This window comes from Streptomyces sp. NPDC001848 (genome assembly GCF_042891915.1).
GTDB lineage: Bacteria > Actinomycetota > Actinomycetes > Streptomycetales > Streptomycetaceae > Streptomyces.
In genome coordinates this window covers 479,346-494,878 of sequence record NZ_JBIATP010000004.1, presented here as the reverse complement: position 1 = coordinate 494,878, position 15,533 = coordinate 479,346, and the positions used below count along the sequence as shown (strand labels likewise).

Sequence of the window (15,533 nt, the reverse complement as noted above, 5' to 3'; positions counted from 1 at the left end):
CTCGCCCAGTCGACCCAGGTGCACCAGACACGCAGCGGCCGCGAAGTCCGCGCCTGCCTGAGGTACTCGCCATGACCGGCCCGGACGTCCCGCACCGGCCGCGGCGCCGGGTCACCCGATGCCCCCGCGAGTGGGCCTTTGCGACCCACACGCCGTGCCCCATCGGCGGCTGCCCGGGCCCGGCCCAGGTTCCCATGCGGTCCATGGCGCCTCCACCGGCCCTCGACCACGCCGGCCCCGACCACGACACGGTGCCGTGTCGACGCTGCGGCACCGGCCCCTGCGCACCGGCGGAGTGGTGACTGTGGACGTCACCCCGAGCAGCCATGAGTACATCGGCACCCCGCCTCCGCACGAGGCGTACACAAATGCGCCCGCTCTGCGCCGCGAGATGCACCAAGTGCTCGCTCTCGGGGCCGAACGCGACGGCCGTCAGGCCCGGTCCGTCGCCGGCCCTTCGGTCGACGCGACGGCCGCCGAACGGCCTGGCTGCTCCGCCGGGCGGCCTCATGGACCGGATGGCCCTGGACGACCCCCGCCCCGGCCCCCTGTCAGCCGCCGCCGAACCCGCCGAAAGACTCGTCCTGCACGACCGCCGCCATCCGGACCTCGTGGCCGGCCCGCTCCGCCCCAATGCGATCACGCACGCCACCACATGTCGCCTCTACGTCCGCCAGGAGTACGCCGCCTGGACGGCCACCCGGCCACCCGGCCACCCGGCCACCCACAGTCTCGCCCGGGAAGTGCGCGTCCCGATGCCGGACGCTGCGGGCCGGGCCTCATGAGTCACCGCCGGGCGGTGATCCTTGATGGCTGGACGCTGTAGGGCAACATTCCGCCCGCGCCCCAGCGGGCTCACGACGCCTGGGCCTCCTTCCTGCGCGCCCAGGCTTCCGGACTGCTGGCCTGCGACTTCTTCCATGTGGACACCGCGTTCTGCCGGCGGCTGTACGTGCTGTTCGTCATGGAAGTCGCAACGCGCCGAGTGCACGTCCTCGGGATCAGCGCGCACCCGAACCGGGACTGGGTGACCCAGCAGGTGAGGAACTTGATGATGGACCTGGAAGACCGGGTGGACGGGTTCCGGTTCTTCCTACGGGACCGGGACGGGAAGTTCTCCGACGCCTTCGACGCCGTGCTCACCGACGCGGGCGTGCAGGTGCTGCTTTCCCCGCCGAAATCGCCGAAGGCAAACGCCTTCGCGGAACGCTGGGTCGGCACCGTACGCCGCGAGTTCACCGACCGCCTACTCATCATGAACGAACGGCACCTGCGCACCCTCCTGAACACCTACACCGACCACTACAACCGGCACCGCCCCCACCAATCCCTCCACCAACGATCTCCCCAAGCCTCGGAGATCGGCCAGCCGGCACCTGTCATCCCCTTCGGGGCCGCGTCCGCCGCACTCAACTACTCGGCGGCCTCATCACCGAGTACCGGCAATCAGCCTGACGCCAGGCAGACAAACGGCCTGATCAGCAGTCCGAACCAGGGTTTTCACGCGGGACAGGCCCGGGTCGGCTACGTGCGCACGGAGCCTCCCTGTATCCGCGATGATCTATCGGTTGTGGCTGCGGACATCGCTGGACACGGCAGAGAGGTCAGGTGGTCACTCATTTGCTTCCCGGCTCAGGATCCTCTGCCAGCCGGGCTGAGCCTGCCTCTTGCCTGGCGGCTGACCCACACGGTGGCGTCACTGCTATCGGCACGACTGTGACGAGCGACCTTATCGGCCCTGAGCGGTTGGTGGCGCGTCAGGCGGTGGGGTGGAGCGGTTCCTCGTTGGCGCGGCCGCCGGCGCCGAGGGTCCGCCGCGGTGCCGGGGGCGTCGCCGGGCGGGTGCCGAGTACGCCGCGGGCCCGCAACTCGTCCAGGTCGGGGAGGTGGACTCCGGGGAGGCCGTCGAGTAGGTCGGCCTGGGCGGCGCGAATGGTCGCGGCCTCGGGGCCGGTGCCAAGGGTGCGGCGGGCTGTCACGCGGTCATCGTACGGGGTGCCGCAGCGGCAGAGCCGAGTGTGGGTTGAAGCTCCAACGGAAGTGGATCAACTCGCTTCATCTGCACCGGAGTTCGGGAAGCACCGACTGTCAGTGGCGAGGCTTACCTTCATGGGTAAGCCCGGTCTCGTTCTCCCGGCTCTTCTGAGGACTCCCCTATGGCACACGTTCGCGGTCATTACCGCGCGGACGGTACCTACGTCCGCCCGCACTACCGCCGCACCCGGCCGGCGGCCGCTCGCCCCGCTCCTTCCGTCCGTACGCCTCGCCGGGTGAACACGGCCGTTGTCCGGCCGCAGCCGACTTCGGCCGGCACGACGACCCGGGTACGGAGCTACTACCGCGCGGACGGCACGTACGTCCGCAGTCACCACCGGCGAATCAGCCCACCCGCCGCCGTGGCGGCCGACGGAGGTGGCCTCGTCCTGTTCATCCTCCTGTTGATCGCCCTCCTGGGAGGCGGCGGCACGGGTGCTAAGAGCACCCCCAGCCAGCGTCCGACCTCTCCCATCAGCGTCAGCGGGCACTTATCGCTCCAGTAGGCAACGAGCCTGGGGGCCTCGGACACCAACTGTCCGAGGCCCCCAGGCTGTCCGGGGTGCCTGACCCCTGAGCTGGTGTTATCCCGCCGAGTGCTGCGGAGTTCACGTGAGTTGCGGGGCTAATTCGTTGCTAACGGATGCGGCACCACCGGGTGGTTCCGCTGGTTCTGTTCGAGTTCTGGGACCGTGACGTCTTCTGCCACTCCGGCTAATGAAAGCCTCCGGATAGGCAGGTGCATGGTCCTGGACCCTCGTCGGTGCGGCGGTCGCGTGGACGCCGGGCACACGCCTATTGCGCGGCGGGCCAGTGACGCCTCGGGTTGGATCGGCGGTACCCGGTGTCTCCCCGGCCCCTTGAACCGGTCCGCCTGGAACTTGATGACATGGCGCTCTACCAGCCTGTCCGGGGGACCACGGACATCGCCGATCCCCATGAGCGCAAGCAGCATGTCTACGCCGATCTCATGATGAACTACGCGTGGATGGGCTTCGAGATCGGAACCATTCGCGAGCCGCTCCTGCGGGACATGCTGGCCGGGATGTTCACCGGGGAGGCTGGGCGGCGCTACTGGAGCAGGGCCCGGGTCTCGTGGACCGCCGGCTCGTCCGGGAGCCGTGTCGGTCGTCGGTTCCTGGCCATCGTGGGTGAGGAGCACGCTCGCGCCGTCGCGGCCGGACCACCGACGCCGTCGGCCGTCGCACCTCGTCCACCTGACGTGCCCGTGGCGGGAGCAGCGCCCGCCTGGTGGACGTCGGTCGGCGCCCTGGTCGGTCTGGGCGCCGGTCCGGCACTGGGATCGCTCCTGCGCGGCCGACGCTGAGGGTGTTGGCCACACGTCCGGTCCGCCCCGTTCAGGTCACCGGGCCCGTGGTGGGCGGTGCCGGATCGTAGGCGGCCTTTTCGGTGAGGTCGCGCAGGCGCGTTGCGGCGGTGAGCATGTCCCGGTGGCTGGTGTAGAGGGCGTTGACGCCGAAGCGGAGCAGGTCGGGCGCGCGCATGTCCGCGATGACCCCGACCTCCGCGAGGGCGACGGCCAGACCGCGGGCGTGGGCGTGGCGGAGGGTGACCTGGCTGCCGCGGCGGCCGGGTTCGGCCGGGGTGACGGGGGTGAAGCCCAGAGGGGTCAGGAGTTCGTCCGCGCAGCGCAGGAAGAAGCCCGTCAGCGACAGGCTCTTGGTACGGAGCCGGGCCAGGTCGACGCCGTCGAAGGCGGTGAGGGCCGCTTCCAGGGCGAGCAGGGAGAGGATCGGCGGGGTGCCGATGCGGGCGCGGGCGATGCCGGGGGCAGGCGTGTAGGAGTCGGCCAGGGCGAAGGGATCGGCGTGGCCGGTCCAGCCCGGCAACGGGGTTTCCAGCGTGGTGTGGTGGCGTCGGGCGACGTAGAGGAAGGCGGGAGCGCCGGGGCCGCCGGAGAGGAACTTGTAGCCGCAGCCGACCGCCAGGTCCACGCCCAGGCCGTCGACGTCCAGGGGCAGGGCGCCGGCGGCGTGGCACAGATCCCACAGCGCCAGGGCCCCGGCGTCGTGCGCGGCCCGGGTCAGCGTCCGCATGTCGTACAGCTCGCCGGTGCGGTAGTCGACGGGCGAGTAGCTGACGACGGCGACCCGTTCGCCCTCGACGGCGAGGAAGTCCGGAAGGTCCCCCGGGCGCACGTGCCGTACCTCCAGGTCGCGGCGGCGGGCGACCGCGTCGGCGAGGTAGCGGTCGGTCGGGAAGTGCCCGGGGTCGGTGACCAGCAGCGGGCGGTCCGGGCGGAGGGCGGCGGCGGCGTCGAGGGCGGTGAACAGCTGCACGCTGGTGGAGTCGCCCGCGATCGTCTGCCCCGGCGCCGCCCCGATGAGCCTTCCGACGGCGTCGCCGACGCGCAGCGGCGCCTCCCACCAGCCGGCCGCGTTCCAGGAGCCGATGAGTCCGGTCGCCCACTGGCGCCGTACGACGTCGTCCAGGACCGCCGGCACGGCGGCGGGCAGCGGGCCCAGGGAGTTGCCGTCGAGGTACACGACGTCCGGCGGGAGCAGGAAGCGGGCCCGGAGGTCGGCCAGGGTGTCGTCGGCGTCCAGCCGTACGGCCTGCTCGTGCAGGGTGGCGGTTGCGGAGAGTGCGGTGGTCATCGGTGTGCGGCCTCCTCGTCCGCGCGGCCGGCGTCCGCCGGGAAGTGGGCGGCCGCCATGTCCCGGAGGGTGTCGGCGACCGCGCGGGCGCCGGGTGCCCCGGGTTCGATGAGGGTGTAGTGGCCGGTGCCGGGCAGGACGACCGTCCTGAGGTCCTGGTGCACGGCCGCGTAATCGCTGAACTGCGTGAGGGGGACCTCCTCGTCCGCGGCGCCGTGCAGGAGCACGGTGGGCACGCCCGTGGTCCCTGTGCCGCGCAGCAGGGTGAGGGGGTCGACCTCGGGCAGGCGGGCCGTGAAGTGCTCCTCGCCGCCGAGGAGTTGCAGGGCGGCGTCATCGCTGAGGCGGTCGCGGCGGGTGGCGGTGAGGTCGGTGATCGGGGCGAGGGCGAGCACGCTCGTCGGCAGGGTGCGGGTGTGCCAGCGGGAGGCGGGCGGCAGCAGGCCCCGGGCGGCGCACCACAGGGCCAGGTGGCCGCCGGAACAGTGGCCTGCCAGGACGTAGGGGCGGCCTTCGGGCAGCGTGTCGACGATGCGGGCGATGTCGTCGAAGGTCTCGGGGTAGCCGCCCGCACCGCCGGACCGTCTGAAGCCCGGGAGCAGCACATTGAACCCCTGCGTGGACAGCCAGTCCGCGAAGGGGGTCAGGTGCATCCGGTCGTAGCGCCAGTAGCCGCCGTGCAGGAGGATCACCAGCGGGGCGTCCGGGTCCTCGGACGGCCAGGCGTCGTAGGACTGGTGGGGGTGGTCGCCGTAGCGGCCGTGCACCGGGGCCAGGACCGGCTTCAGGCTCAGGACCCGTCGCTCCTCCTCGGCCGCGAAGGCGGAGATCGGCCTAGACGTCACCGCGCACCTCCCACAGTTCGGGGAAGACCGGCCGGGCCGCGCGCTGTTCGAGCCAGGCGAGCCCGGCGGATCCGGCGCTGCCCGGTTTGGCTCCCATGGCGCGGCGGACCACCAGGACGTGGTCGAAGCGCCAGCGGGTGACGAGTTCGGCGATGTCGGTGAGCAGTTCGCCCAGGGCGAGGTGGGGGTGGTGCTGCGGACCGGCGTAGACGTGCCTCCACGCCTCCACCACGCCGGGGTCTCCGTCGTAGGGGCGGGTCACGTCCCGTTCGCGGACGTGGGCCGGGACCGGCAGGCCCTGGCGGTGGAGGTAGGCCAGCACGTCGTCGTACAGGGACGGTTCGCGGTAGGTCTCGGCGAGCGCCTCGTGGACGGCCGGGTCGCCGCGGTGGGCGCGCAGCAGCCCGGCGGACTTGTCGCCGAGGAGGAACTCCATGTGCCGGTACATCGCCGACTGGAAGCCCGAGGCCCGGCCGAACGCGGCCCTGAAGCCGTTGAACTGGGCAGGCGTCAGGGCGGCGATGGGCTCCCAGGCGCCGCTCAGAGCGGTCAGCGCGCGGCGGCTGCGCACCAGCGCGTCCATGGCGGCGGGCAGGTCGTCCTTGGCGAAGGCGACCTTGGCGGTGCGCCACTCGTGCACGATCAGGGTGAACCACAGCTCCATCACCTGGGTGGTGACGAGGAAGCCCATCTCGTCCGGGGCCTCGGTGAGCGGGTGCTGCAGCGTGTTGAGGACCGAGGCGTGCACATACGTGTCGTAGGGGCTGGCGCCCTCGAAGGGGCAGGTCAGGGTGGAGTCGGTGGCCGGTGCGTCGAGGGTGGTCGTGCGGTCGTTCATCACATCTCCCAGGAGTGCGTAGGGGTCACACACCGAGGTGGGCGCCGCCGGAGGCGTCGATCCACTGACCGGTCACCCAGCGGGCGTCGTCGCTCGCGACGAAGGAGACGACGTCCGCGATGTCCACCGGGTCGCCGAGCCGGCCGAACGTGGAGGCCTGGGAGTAGCGGCGGCGGATCTCCGGGACGGCGAGGGTGGGGTTGATCTCCGTCTCGGTGTAACCGGGTGCGACGGCGTTGACGGTGATGCCCCGCGGGCCGAGCTCCTGGGCCAGGGAGAGGGTGAGGTAGTCGAGGGCGGCCTTGGTCATGGTGTAGGAGACGATGGCCGGGAAGGCGACGCGGGTCGCGACGGAGGAGATGTTGACGATCCTGCCGCCGTCCCGCAGGCGGTCCAATCCGCGCTGGATGATGAAGAACGGCGCCTTGGCGTTGATGGCGAAGACGCGGTCGTAGTCGGCCTCCGTCACCTGGGCGATGGGGCGGGGGACGGTGATGCCCGCGTTGTTGACGAGGATGTCCAGGCCCGCCGGGGCGTCCTGCTGTGCCAGGGCGTCGTCGAAGGCGGACCACAGGGTGTCGGCGTCGCCGGGGACGCCGAGTTCGGCGTGGACGGGGAAGGCGCGGCCGCCGTCGGCCTGGATCTCCTTGACGGTCCGCTCGGCTGCCGTCAGGTCGTGGCCGTAGTGGACCGCGACGAGGGCGCCTTCGCGGGCGAGGCGGTGACTTATGGCTCTGCCGATGCCCCGGCTGCCTCCGGTGACCAGGGCGGTCTTCCCCGTGTGGCGGGCGGTGGCGGTCATCGTGGGTCTCCTTCGCTGAGGGGTGGCGTGGCGCTGACGGATCAGGCGTCGAAGTCGAACGTGCTCGGGATTGCCGATCAGGCGTCGAAGTCGAGGGTGATCTCGGGAGTGCGGGGCCTGGCGCGGCAGACGAGCGTGTAGCCGGCGGCGCGGTCGCGTTCGTCCAGGGCGTGCTGGCCGTCCGCCGTCACCTGTCCGGATACGACCTTCGCGCGGCAGCTGCCGCAGACGCCCTCCCGGCAGGCGTAGGGCACGTCGGGGTGGCTGCGCAGCAGTGCGTCGAGCAGGACCGGGTCGTCCGGCAGGACGGTGGCGGCACGGCGGCGCCCGTCGAGCAGGGCGGTGACCCGGTACTCCCCCGCCCTCGGCGCCTGCCCGACCGGCTCCGGCTCTGGTGGCTGCCTGCCCTCGGCGGTGAACAGCTCCCAGCGGACGAGCGAGGGATCCGCGCCGAGGCCTGCCAGCACGTGCCGGGCGGTGGCGACGAGGCCGGGCGGTCCGCACAGGGCGAACGTGGTGTCCGGGCCCGGCCGGGCGTCCACGGCGGCCAGCAGCCGGCGCACTCCGGACGCGTCCAGCCGCCGTGCGAGCGGACCTCCCCCGCTCCCCCGGTCCTCCCGCGTCAGCACGTACAGGACGGTGAAACGGTCGACGAACTCGTCCTTGACCTCCGCCAGTTCATCGGCCAGCACGGCGTCGGCGGAGGTGCGCACCGAGTGGACCAGACTGACGCGGCAGGTCGGGTCCCGGCGCAGCGCGTGGGCGGCCATCGGGGCCAGGGGGGTGATGCCGGTGCCGCCCGCGAGGAGCACATGATGGGCGCCCGGCAGCCGCGGCAGGGCGAAGGCGCCGGTGGGCGTGGAGAGTTCCAGACGCGCGCCCGGTACGAGCCGGGTGGTGGCGTACTCGCCGAAGCCGCCCGGGCCGGAGCGTTTGATCACCAGGCGGAGCGCCGAGGGGGCGTGCGGTGGTGGGCAGATCGAGTAACTGCGGCGCAGTTCGGTGCCGGAGGTCTGCCGGTGCCGGACGACGACGTGCCGGCCGGGGTGGTGGGCGAAGACATCGCGCAGGTTGGTGGGCACGTGCAGGGTGACGGCGACCGTGTCGGCGCTCAGGTGACGGACCTCGCGGACGTCCAGCGGGTGCCAGCCGAAGCGGCGGGGCGGGCCGGCCGGTGCCTCGTCGAGGAGGGCGGGCGGGGCGGTGTTCACGGTGTGCCTCACAGCGCGGTCAGGTGGGGGAAGGGCTCGCGGCACGCGGTGCACCACAGCACCGACTGACAGCGGGCCGGGCCGAAGGCGCTGTGCGGCCGGGTGGCCCTTGAGCCGCAGTGCGGGCAGGGCACGGCGCCCAGCGCGACGGGGACCGGACTGTCGGGTGCCGGGGTCGCGGGTGGCGCGATGCCGTGCGCGGCGAGGGCGCGCCGCCCCTCGGGGGTGATGCGGTCCGTCGTCCAGGGGGGCGTCAGGACGTGCCGGACGCGGCCGTCCGGGTGGCCGCAGGAGGTCAGGACCTCCCGCACGGCGGCGGTGATCTCGGGCAGCGCGGGGCAGCCGAGGTAGGTGGGCGTGATCTCCACCTCCAGCACGCCGTCGGCGCCGGGGGCGACACGGCCCACCACGCCGAGGTCGCCGAGGCCGATCACCGGCAGTTCCGGGTCCGGGAGCGCGGCCACCCGCTCGCGCACCTCCTGGGCGGAGCGGCGGGCTGTGACCGGTGCGGGCGTGGGTGCGTTCACCAGGTACCTCCGGGGAACTGCCGCCGCACGGACTGCAGTTCGGCGATCAGTGGCCCGAACTCCTCGGTGTGCAGGCCCGCGCGGCCGCCGGTGGCCGACCAGGTGGGAGCGGGCACGGCGAGGCCCGCCTCGGTGACGACGTCGGTGACCCGCCCGAGCCACGTGTCACGCAGGGGTGCCGGGGAGGGCACGGTGCCGGACGCGGCCAGGCGGCGCAGGAGGTCGTCCTCCTCGAAGAGTTCGCCGGTGTAGGGCCACACCCGCTCCAGGGCGTGTCGCATGCGGCGCGCGCTCTCGGCGGTGCCGCGTCCCAGCGTCACCGTCCAGCGGTCGGCGTGCAGCCGGTGGAAGGCGACCTCCTTGGCGGCCCGGGCCCCGAACGCGGCGAGCTCGGGGTCGGCGCAGTGCGCGAGGCTCTCGTAGTGGAGGACGGCGTAGTGGGTGTAGGCGAGTTGCCGGGCCACGGTCACGGCGAAGTCGCCGTTGGGCAGCTCGGTCAGCAGGGCGTTGGTGAACTCGCGCTCGGAGCGCGTGTAGGCGAAGTCGTCCTCGGTGCGGCCGGTTCCGTCGAGGCGGCCGGCGCGGGTGAGCAGCGCGCGGGCGTGGCCGATCAGGTCGAGGGCGATGTTGGACAGGGCCAGGTCCTCGTCGATGGTCGGCGCACGGGTGATCCACTGGCACAGCCGCTGCCCGAGGATGAGCGCGTCGTCGCCGAGGCGCGTCACGTACCGGGCCAGATCGGGATCGGCGGCGGACGGCGGCACGTCCGGCAGGGTGCCGGGGCGCGCTGCCACAACGTCACTCGTCGTGCTCACCTTCGGGGCCTTTCTCGGTCAGCGGCGCGTAGTGCTCGGGGTAGCGGTACGGCTTGTGGCGGGCGCCCGCGAAGTACGGGTCGCGTTCGTCCGGGGAGGCCGTGTGCACGGCGTCGGAGCGGACCACCCACAGCGACAGGGGCTCGCCCCGGCGCGTGTACAGGTCGCGGGCGGCGGCCAGTGCCGCGTCCGGGCCGGCGGCACGCACCGACCCCACGTGCTGGTGCGCCAGGCCCCTGCGGGCGCGCAGGAACACCTCCCAGGACGCCGGCGCGCCCTGTCGTGCCGCGCTCATGCGGCCGCTCCCCGCGGCTCGTCCGTCCTCGCGGCGTACGCGACGGCGGCCTCCCTGACCCAGGCGCCGTCCTCGTGCGCGGCCAGGCGGCTCGCGATGCGCTGCCGCGCCCAGTGGGTGTCGTCGCCCAGGGCCGTGCGGTAGGTGTCCCAGTCGACGGGCGTGAAGTCGTAGTGCCCGCGCTCCTCGTTCCAGCGGATCGCCGGGTCGGGCAGCGTCAGGCCGAGGCGCTCGGCCTGCGGGACGCAGGTGTCGACGAAACGCTGGCGCAGCTCGTCGTTGGTGTGGCGCTTGATGCCCCAGGCCATCGCGCGGCGGGAGACCGCGGCCCCCAGCGCGGCGGTCCGCGCGTCGGCGCCGCCCGCCTCCGTGTCGGGCGGTCCGAACATCAGCGCCACCGCCGGCAGCCACCAGCGGTTCACCGCGTCCTGCGCCATCTCCTTCTGCTCCGGGGTCCCCTCGCACAGGGCGCGCATCAGGTCGTAGCCCTGACGCACGTGGAAGGCCTCCTCCTGGCAGACGCGGCGCATCGCCCGGGCATAGGGCCCGTAGGACGTACGGCACAGGGGTGCCTGGTTGATGACGGCGGCGCCGTCCGTCAGCCAGGCGATGGCGCCGGTGTCCGCCCAGGTCAGCGCGGGATGGTTGAAGGTGGCCGAGGCGCGCTGCCGGCCGTGGTGCAGGGCGTCCAGCAGGTCGGCGCGGTCCACGCCGAGTGTCTCGGCCGCGGAGTACAGGTACAGGCCGTGGCCCGCCTCGTCCTGCACCTTGGCGAGCAGGACCGACTTGCGATGCAGGGACGGGGCTCGGGTGAGCCAGGCGCCCTCGGGCTGCATGCCGATGATCTCGGAGTGGGCGTGCTGGGCGATTTGACGGACCAGCATGCGGCGGTAGCCGTCGGGCATCCAGTCGCGCGGTTCGATCGTCTCGCCGTCGGCGATGAGCGCGTCGAAGTGGGCGAGCAGGTCGTCCTCGTCCGCGCTGGCGGAGGTCGTGGTGGTGGCGGTGGTCGACGCGGTCACCGGACACCGCCCGGACGTGCGGCGACTGTCGCGGCGGTGTCGTGCTCCCGGACATCCGCCGGACGTGCGGCGGCCATCGTCACGGTGCTGTGCTCCCGGGCACCGCCCGGGCGTGCGGTGACCGTCGCGGCGGTGTCGTGCTGCGGGCACCGTCGCGGGGACCGGACCCGTACCGGCTGCCTGGGCACGCACATCACTCCTTCGGTTCGACGACCGCCCGCGCGGGGTGCCGGGCGGAGCGGGTTGCTTCGTTGCGGTAAGAGGCCGGGCGTGCGGCCTGGCTATCCCCGGCCCGGGAGGTTCGGGTGCGTGACAAAGCTCACGGGGCGGTCCGGGGAGTGCGGCCGGGCGCGGCGGCCTCTTGAGGAGGTGACAGTCGTAGACCGCGGCGGCCGGCACGCCGAGGCGAAAGGGGAAACCATGAGCACCATCAGGGAGTTGCTGGTCGAACTCACCGGCACCGTCGAGTACGCCGACCGGATCGGCGACGACGCCGACCTGGCCGCCAGCGGCATCGACTCCGGGGACCTGGTGCGCCTGGTCCTGCTGGTCGAGCAGCGGCTCGGGGTCGAGATCACCGCCGAGGACATGGAGGAGCTGCGCACGATCGGTGACTACGAGCGTTTCGTGGCCGAGCGCGCGGGCGCCGGCGCGAGCGGCGGTGCGTGATGTGGCTGACGCAGCTGCTGGAGCGCAACCGCCAGTGCCGGCCCGGCCGGATGGCGCTGGTGGACGACGAACGCAGCGTCACCTGGGCCGAGCTGCACGACCGTACGCGGCAACTGGCCTACGGTCTCGCGGAGTTGGGCATCGAGCGGGGTGACCGGGTGGCCGTGCTCTCCAAGGACCGGATCGAGGTCCTGGAGAGCTACTTCGCCCTGGCTCGCCTCGGCGCGCTGTTCGTGCCGCTCAATCACAGCCTGGCCGAGCCCGAGGTCGCCGGGATCGTCGAGCGGGTCGGCGCGGTGGCCATCCTCGGCGAGTCCGAACTGCTCGACCGCCACGCCGAACTGCCGAAGTCGGTGCGTCTCCGGGTCGCCTTCGACAAGCCCGCCTTCGCGGCGCTGGGCACCCTGGCCGAAGAGCGGGAGCTGCCGGACGTCGCCGACACCGACCCCATCGCCGTACTGCACACCTCGGCGACCACCGGGCAGGCCAAGGGGGTGACGGTCGACAGCGCGTCCTTCCGCGCGATCGCCCTCGGCTGGCTGGTGATGGCCCGCCCCACCGACGACATCGTCATGGTCAACTGCTGCCCGCTGTACCACGGCAGCATGGTCGTGTCCCTCACCTACCTGGCGGCCGGAGCGACGATCGTGCTGATGCCCGGATTCACTCCGCAGCGGGCGCTGTCGGCGGTGGAGCGGCACCGCGCCACGCACATGTGGCTGGTGCCTCAGATGCTGCGCTTCATGCTCCAGGCGAAGGCGTCCGGGCACACCGACCTGTCCTCCCTGCGGGAGGTGCTGTACGGGGCCGCCCCCATGCCGCTCGACGTCTACGCCGACGCGGTCGAACGGCTCGGGTGCGGCTTCCGGCAGGTGTACGGCATGACCGAGGTGGGGGGCCCGTTCGTCACGCTCGGTCCCGACGAGCACCCCGCGCCCGGGGACGTGACCGCCCGCATCCCGTGCGGACGGGTCGTGCCGGGCATGTCCGCCCGCGCCGTCGACGAGGCAGGCCGGGAACTGCCGCCCGGCGAGATCGGCGAGATCGTGGTGCGCGGGCCGGGCGTCATGCAGGGCTACTGGAACGACCCGGAGGCCACCCGCGAGATCACCCGCGACGGCTGGATCAGGACAGGTGACCTCGGCTTCATGGACGACGAGGGCCGCATCAGCCTGGTGGACCGCACCAAGGACGTGATCATCCGCGCGGGTCAGAACGTCTACCCCTCCGAGATCGAGCGCGCCCTGATGACCCACCCGGCGGTCCGGGACGCGGCGGTCGTCGGCATGCCCGACGAGGACTACGGCGAGGTGCCGCTGGCCTACGTGGCCCTGGAGGCGGGCGCGGAGCCGAGCACCGCGGAGTTGCTCGCACACGTGACGGGGCTGCTCGCGCCGTACAAGCGGCCGCGACGGGTGGAGTTCATCGAGCAGGTGCCGCGCAATCCCGCCGGCAAGATCATCAAGAAGCTGTTGCGGGTATGAGCGCGCGCGAGGGCGGACGGCGATGAGCGAACGCCCGACGCGCCCCGGGCCGGCCACGACGCGGACGCCGTGGCCGGCCCGAGCTGGTGCGGAGCTTGTGCCGGCGGTTCAGGGCCGCGGGGGACCCCTGTGGTCGGGCCGGGCTGAAGAGGGGCCGCACCGTGGCAAGCCGTTGCCGTGGGTGCGCGATGACCTGGCCGCGCTGCGTCCGTTCCTTCTCGCCGCCGGGCTCGGGCTCGGTGTCGCGGCCGTATCCGAACCGGGTGCGGAACCGGCCGGGCCCGCCGAGGCGGCTGCCGCGGCCTCGATGCCGGAGCAGCGGCGGCGGGAGTTCCTGGCCGGCCGGCGGGCCGCCCGCCGGGCCCTGTGGGCGGTGGGGCTGGACTGCGGTGAGATCCCCCGGTCGGGGCGCCTGCCGGTGTTCTCGCCGGGCCGGGCCGCGTCGATCTCGCACAGTGCGGGGCTCGCCGTCGCCGTGGCGCGCGGTGCCGACGGGGAATTGCCTCTCGGCTGTGACCTGGAGCTGCGGCCCCTCCCCCGCGCAGCGGCCCGTCTGGTGCTGCGTGCGGACGAGGAGCCGCTGCTCGCGGTCTGGTCGGTGACCGCATTGTTCTCGGCCAAGGAATCTGCCTGGAAGGCCCTCGCCGTGGCGGACGGGGGCCTGCGGGACTTGCGGGCCTCGTCCTGCGGGGACGAACTGCGTGTCTGCCTTCGTGTGGATCCCGCGCGCGCCGTGCGGGTGCGGGTCGTGCACGTCGGGGCGGCGGGAGTCTTCAGCTACGTGACCGGCCGGGATGCCGTCCCCGGCTGACGCAAGCCGCCCGTCCGCGGGTGCGCCGGGGACGGGCGGGGCGACGGGTCAGCGCTCCGGCGTCGTGCCGCCGTCCCGGTAGGAACGCCGCACCGCGTCGGCCGCCTTGTCGGTCTGGGCGTCGTACTTGTTGCCCGTGCGCTCGTCGACCACGCGCTCGGCGTCCGAGACGCCCTTGTCCACCTGGTCGGGGTGGCCCTTGGTCATCTCCTTGGCCTTGTTCATCATGTCGCCCAGCTTGCCCATGGGGGGTACCTCCAAGAGGTGCGCGTGCGTCGTACCCCGCCGCAGGTACCCCTCAGGCCGCGGGCGAATCACCCCAGGTCGCCCACCCGGGCCGCCATGTTGCCCGCCGGGTGCCGGTTGTCGTGGATGAGCTGGTGGGCGAGGCCGATCTCGTCGAAGTCGAAGGTCTGGGAGAGGCACGGATCGATGATCCCCTGGTCGATCAGCCGGGTGACCTCACGTGCTTCCCGTGCCGTGGCGACGTGCGAGCCCTGCAGCCGCTTCTGCCGCATCCACAGGAACCGCAGGTCGACGTCGCCGTTGTAGCCGGTGGTGCCGCCGCACAGCACGACCATGCCGCCGTTGTCGCACAGGTACAGGGAGGTGGGGATGGTGTCGGCGCCGGAGTGTTCCAGAACGATGCGCGGGCTGCGGCGCTCGCCCAGCACCTCCCAGAAGGCCCGTCCGAAGGCCCTGGCTCCCGACAGCCAGCGTGCCATCGCCGCTTCGTCGGAGGTGTCCGGGAGCCTCCCCCAGTGGTCGAACCTCCGCCGGTCGATGAAGCCCTCGGCGCCCAGCTTGAGGCAGAACTCGCCCCGTTCCTCGCTGGAGACGACCGCGACGGGGATGCCGCCGACGTGCCGGACGAGCTGGATGGCGATGCAGCCCAGTCCGCCGGCGCCACCCCAGATCAGTACCGGGTCGCCGGGGCGGACCGTGTGCGGCGGCCAGCCGAAGAGCTGGCGGTAGGCGGTGGCGGCGGTCGCCATGTAGCAGGCGGCCTCCGCCCAGGACAGCCGCGCGGGCTTGGGGTGGCACATGTAGTCGTCGACGACGGCGAACTGGGCGAACGAGCCGTAGTTCTCCTCGTAGCCCCACACCCGCTGGCTGGCGGACCACGTGGGGTCGCCGCCGAGACGGATGTCCTCGGCCTTCTCGTCCCAGCGGTTGGCGAGGACGACGACCTCGTCGCCGAGCTCCACCCCGCGTACGTCCTCGCCGACCGTCCACACGATCCCGGACAGGTCGGAGCCGCCGATGTGGAAGTCCTCGGTGGCGCCCGCCTTCTGCCGTGCGGCGATCACGTCGAGCGGCGAACCGAGCGCCGCCCAGACGTTGTTGTAGTTGATGCCGGCCGCCATCACCTTCACCAGGACCTGGCCGCGCCCCACGGGCGGCACGTCGACCACCTCGGTACGGAAGGCGTCGACGGGCTGTCCGTAGCGCTCACGGCGGATGAGCGAGGCGTACATCTTCTTCGGGGCGGTGCCGATCTCGGGGGCGTCACCGAGTTCGTAGAGGTCCTGGGTCGCTTGCACGCTGGTTCTCCTCGTCGC

At 72.7% G+C, this 15,533-nt stretch carries 19 protein-coding genes; 6 read left to right on the top strand and 13 right to left on the bottom strand.

What is annotated here, in order from left to right; translation table 11 throughout:
* Positions 1 to 509: 509 nt before the first annotated feature.
* Together ACFYZJ_RS11240 and ACFYZJ_RS11235 are read left to right on the top strand one after the other, a co-directional pair.
* Complete coding sequence (locus ACFYZJ_RS11240) at positions 510 to 785, top strand: hypothetical protein (protein ID WP_388565553.1); 276 nt, start codon at positions 510 to 512, stop codon at positions 783 to 785.
* 137 nt (positions 786 to 922) lie between these two features.
* Positions 923 to 1,720 (top strand): integrase core domain-containing protein, encoded by a 798-nt coding sequence (locus ACFYZJ_RS11235; RefSeq protein ID WP_388565550.1) that lies wholly within the window; start codon positions 923 to 925, stop codon positions 1,718 to 1,720.
* Between the two features lie 37 nt (positions 1,721 to 1,757).
* On the opposite strand, the gene ACFYZJ_RS11230 is transcribed toward ACFYZJ_RS11235, so the two are convergent.
* On the bottom strand, positions 1,758 to 1,979 hold the full coding sequence (locus ACFYZJ_RS11230) for a hypothetical protein (RefSeq protein WP_388565547.1): 222 nt from the start codon (positions 1,977 to 1,979) through the stop codon (positions 1,758 to 1,760).
* An 899-nt stretch (positions 1,980 to 2,878) separates the two neighbouring features.
* Here ACFYZJ_RS11230 and ACFYZJ_RS11225 point away from each other — a divergent pair.
* On the top strand, positions 2,879 to 3,361 hold the full coding sequence (locus ACFYZJ_RS11225; protein ID WP_388565545.1) for a DUF6082 family protein: 483 nt from the start codon (positions 2,879 to 2,881) through the stop codon (positions 3,359 to 3,361).
* A gap of 31 nt (positions 3,362 to 3,392) precedes the next feature.
* On the opposite strand, the gene ACFYZJ_RS11220 is transcribed toward ACFYZJ_RS11225, so the two are convergent.
* From ACFYZJ_RS11220 to ACFYZJ_RS11175, 10 genes are all read right to left on the bottom strand, one after another.
* Entirely contained in the window at positions 3,393 to 4,652 is a 1,260-nt protein-coding gene (locus tag ACFYZJ_RS11220; protein WP_388565542.1) for a kynureninase, read from the bottom strand.
* The gene (locus tag ACFYZJ_RS11215; RefSeq protein WP_388565540.1) at positions 4,649 to 5,497 is read right to left on the bottom strand and encodes an alpha/beta hydrolase family protein; all 849 of its coding nucleotides are present in this window, start codon (positions 5,495 to 5,497) and stop codon (positions 4,649 to 4,651) included. The genes ACFYZJ_RS11220 and ACFYZJ_RS11215 overlap by 4 nt, the downstream gene beginning before the upstream one ends.
* Positions 5,487 to 6,335 carry a tryptophan 2,3-dioxygenase gene (locus ACFYZJ_RS11210; protein ID WP_388565537.1) on the bottom strand — a complete coding sequence of 283 codons (849 nt, stop codon included), beginning with the start codon at positions 6,333 to 6,335 and terminating at the stop codon, positions 5,487 to 5,489. Before ACFYZJ_RS11210 ends, ACFYZJ_RS11215 begins: the two co-directional genes overlap by 11 nt.
* A 25-nt stretch (positions 6,336 to 6,360) precedes the next feature.
* The gene (locus ACFYZJ_RS11205) at positions 6,361 to 7,137 is read right to left on the bottom strand and encodes an SDR family oxidoreductase (protein WP_388565534.1); all 777 of its coding nucleotides are present in this window, start codon (positions 7,135 to 7,137) and stop codon (positions 6,361 to 6,363) included.
* Between the two features lie 77 nt (positions 7,138 to 7,214).
* Entirely contained in the window at positions 7,215 to 8,348 is a 1,134-nt protein-coding gene (locus ACFYZJ_RS11200) for a 2Fe-2S iron-sulfur cluster-binding protein (protein ID WP_388565532.1), read from the bottom strand.
* Between the two features lie 8 nt (positions 8,349 to 8,356).
* Positions 8,357 to 8,878: a 1,2-phenylacetyl-CoA epoxidase subunit PaaD gene (gene paaD / locus ACFYZJ_RS11195; protein WP_388565600.1), complete on the bottom strand. Its 522-nt coding sequence runs from the start codon at positions 8,876 to 8,878 to the stop codon at positions 8,357 to 8,359.
* On the bottom strand, positions 8,872 to 9,639 hold the full coding sequence (paaC, locus tag ACFYZJ_RS11190; protein WP_388565597.1) for a 1,2-phenylacetyl-CoA epoxidase subunit PaaC: 768 nt from the start codon (positions 9,637 to 9,639) through the stop codon (positions 8,872 to 8,874). Before paaC ends, paaD begins: the two co-directional genes overlap by 7 nt.
* A 34-nt stretch (positions 9,640 to 9,673) precedes the next feature.
* The gene (gene paaB / locus ACFYZJ_RS11185; protein ID WP_125188764.1) at positions 9,674 to 9,985 is read right to left on the bottom strand and encodes a 1,2-phenylacetyl-CoA epoxidase subunit PaaB; all 312 of its coding nucleotides are present in this window, start codon (positions 9,983 to 9,985) and stop codon (positions 9,674 to 9,676) included.
* Entirely contained in the window at positions 9,982 to 11,007 is a 1,026-nt protein-coding gene (gene paaA, locus ACFYZJ_RS11180) for a 1,2-phenylacetyl-CoA epoxidase subunit PaaA (protein WP_388565529.1), read from the bottom strand. The genes paaB and paaA overlap by 4 nt, the downstream gene beginning before the upstream one ends.
* Positions 11,004 to 11,195, bottom strand: a complete 192-nt coding sequence (locus ACFYZJ_RS11175; RefSeq protein WP_388565526.1) for a hypothetical protein — start codon at positions 11,193 to 11,195, stop codon at positions 11,004 to 11,006. The genes paaA and ACFYZJ_RS11175 overlap by 4 nt, the downstream gene beginning before the upstream one ends.
* 232 nt (positions 11,196 to 11,427) lie before the next feature.
* Between ACFYZJ_RS11175 and ACFYZJ_RS11170 the strand changes: the two genes are divergently transcribed.
* The 3 genes from ACFYZJ_RS11170 (at position 11,428) to ACFYZJ_RS11160 (ending at position 13,971) form a co-directional block, all read left to right on the top strand.
* On the top strand, positions 11,428 to 11,676 hold the full coding sequence (locus ACFYZJ_RS11170; RefSeq protein ID WP_077799511.1) for an acyl carrier protein: 249 nt from the start codon (positions 11,428 to 11,430) through the stop codon (positions 11,674 to 11,676).
* Complete coding sequence (locus ACFYZJ_RS11165) at positions 11,676 to 13,160, top strand: class I adenylate-forming enzyme family protein (protein ID WP_388565522.1); 1,485 nt, start codon at positions 11,676 to 11,678, stop codon at positions 13,158 to 13,160. The genes ACFYZJ_RS11170 and ACFYZJ_RS11165 overlap by 1 nt, the downstream gene beginning before the upstream one ends.
* 181 nt (positions 13,161 to 13,341) lie before the next feature.
* Positions 13,342 to 13,971 carry an enterobactin synthetase gene (locus ACFYZJ_RS11160; RefSeq protein WP_388565519.1) on the top strand — a complete coding sequence of 210 codons (630 nt, stop codon included), beginning with the start codon at positions 13,342 to 13,344 and terminating at the stop codon, positions 13,969 to 13,971.
* A 48-nt stretch (positions 13,972 to 14,019) separates the two neighbouring features.
* Here ACFYZJ_RS11160 and ACFYZJ_RS11155 read toward each other — a convergent pair whose 3' ends face one another.
* Both ACFYZJ_RS11155 and ccrA read right to left on the bottom strand, forming a co-directional pair.
* Entirely contained in the window at positions 14,020 to 14,217 is a 198-nt protein-coding gene (locus tag ACFYZJ_RS11155) for an antitoxin (RefSeq protein ID WP_388565516.1), read from the bottom strand.
* Positions 14,218 to 14,285: 68 nt separating this feature from the next.
* Positions 14,286 to 15,515: a crotonyl-CoA carboxylase/reductase gene (gene ccrA, locus ACFYZJ_RS11150; RefSeq protein ID WP_388565513.1), complete on the bottom strand. Its 1,230-nt coding sequence runs from the start codon at positions 15,513 to 15,515 to the stop codon at positions 14,286 to 14,288.
* Positions 15,516 to 15,533 lie beyond the last annotated feature (18 nt).

Coding starts and splice junctions, on each gene's coding strand:
- ACFYZJ_RS11240 (WP_388565553.1), top strand. CDS start 510: ATGGACCGGATGGCCCTGGACGACCCCCGCCCCGGCCCCCTGTCAGCC.
- ACFYZJ_RS11220 (WP_388565542.1), bottom strand. CDS start 4,652: ATGACCACCGCACTCTCCGCAACCGCCACCCTGCACGAGCAGGCCGTA.
- ACFYZJ_RS11210 (WP_388565537.1), bottom strand. CDS start 6,335: ATGAACGACCGCACGACCACCCTCGACGCACCGGCCACCGACTCCACC.
- ACFYZJ_RS11205 (WP_388565534.1), bottom strand. CDS start 7,137: ATGACCGCCACCGCCCGCCACACGGGGAAGACCGCCCTGGTCACCGGA.
- paaB (WP_125188764.1), bottom strand. CDS start 9,985: ATGAGCGCGGCACGACAGGGCGCGCCGGCGTCCTGGGAGGTGTTCCTG.
- ACFYZJ_RS11170 (WP_077799511.1), top strand. CDS start 11,428: ATGAGCACCATCAGGGAGTTGCTGGTCGAACTCACCGGCACCGTCGAG.
- ACFYZJ_RS11165 (WP_388565522.1), top strand. CDS start 11,676: ATGTGGCTGACGCAGCTGCTGGAGCGCAACCGCCAGTGCCGGCCCGGC.
- ACFYZJ_RS11155 (WP_388565516.1), bottom strand. CDS start 14,217: ATGGGCAAGCTGGGCGACATGATGAACAAGGCCAAGGAGATGACCAAG.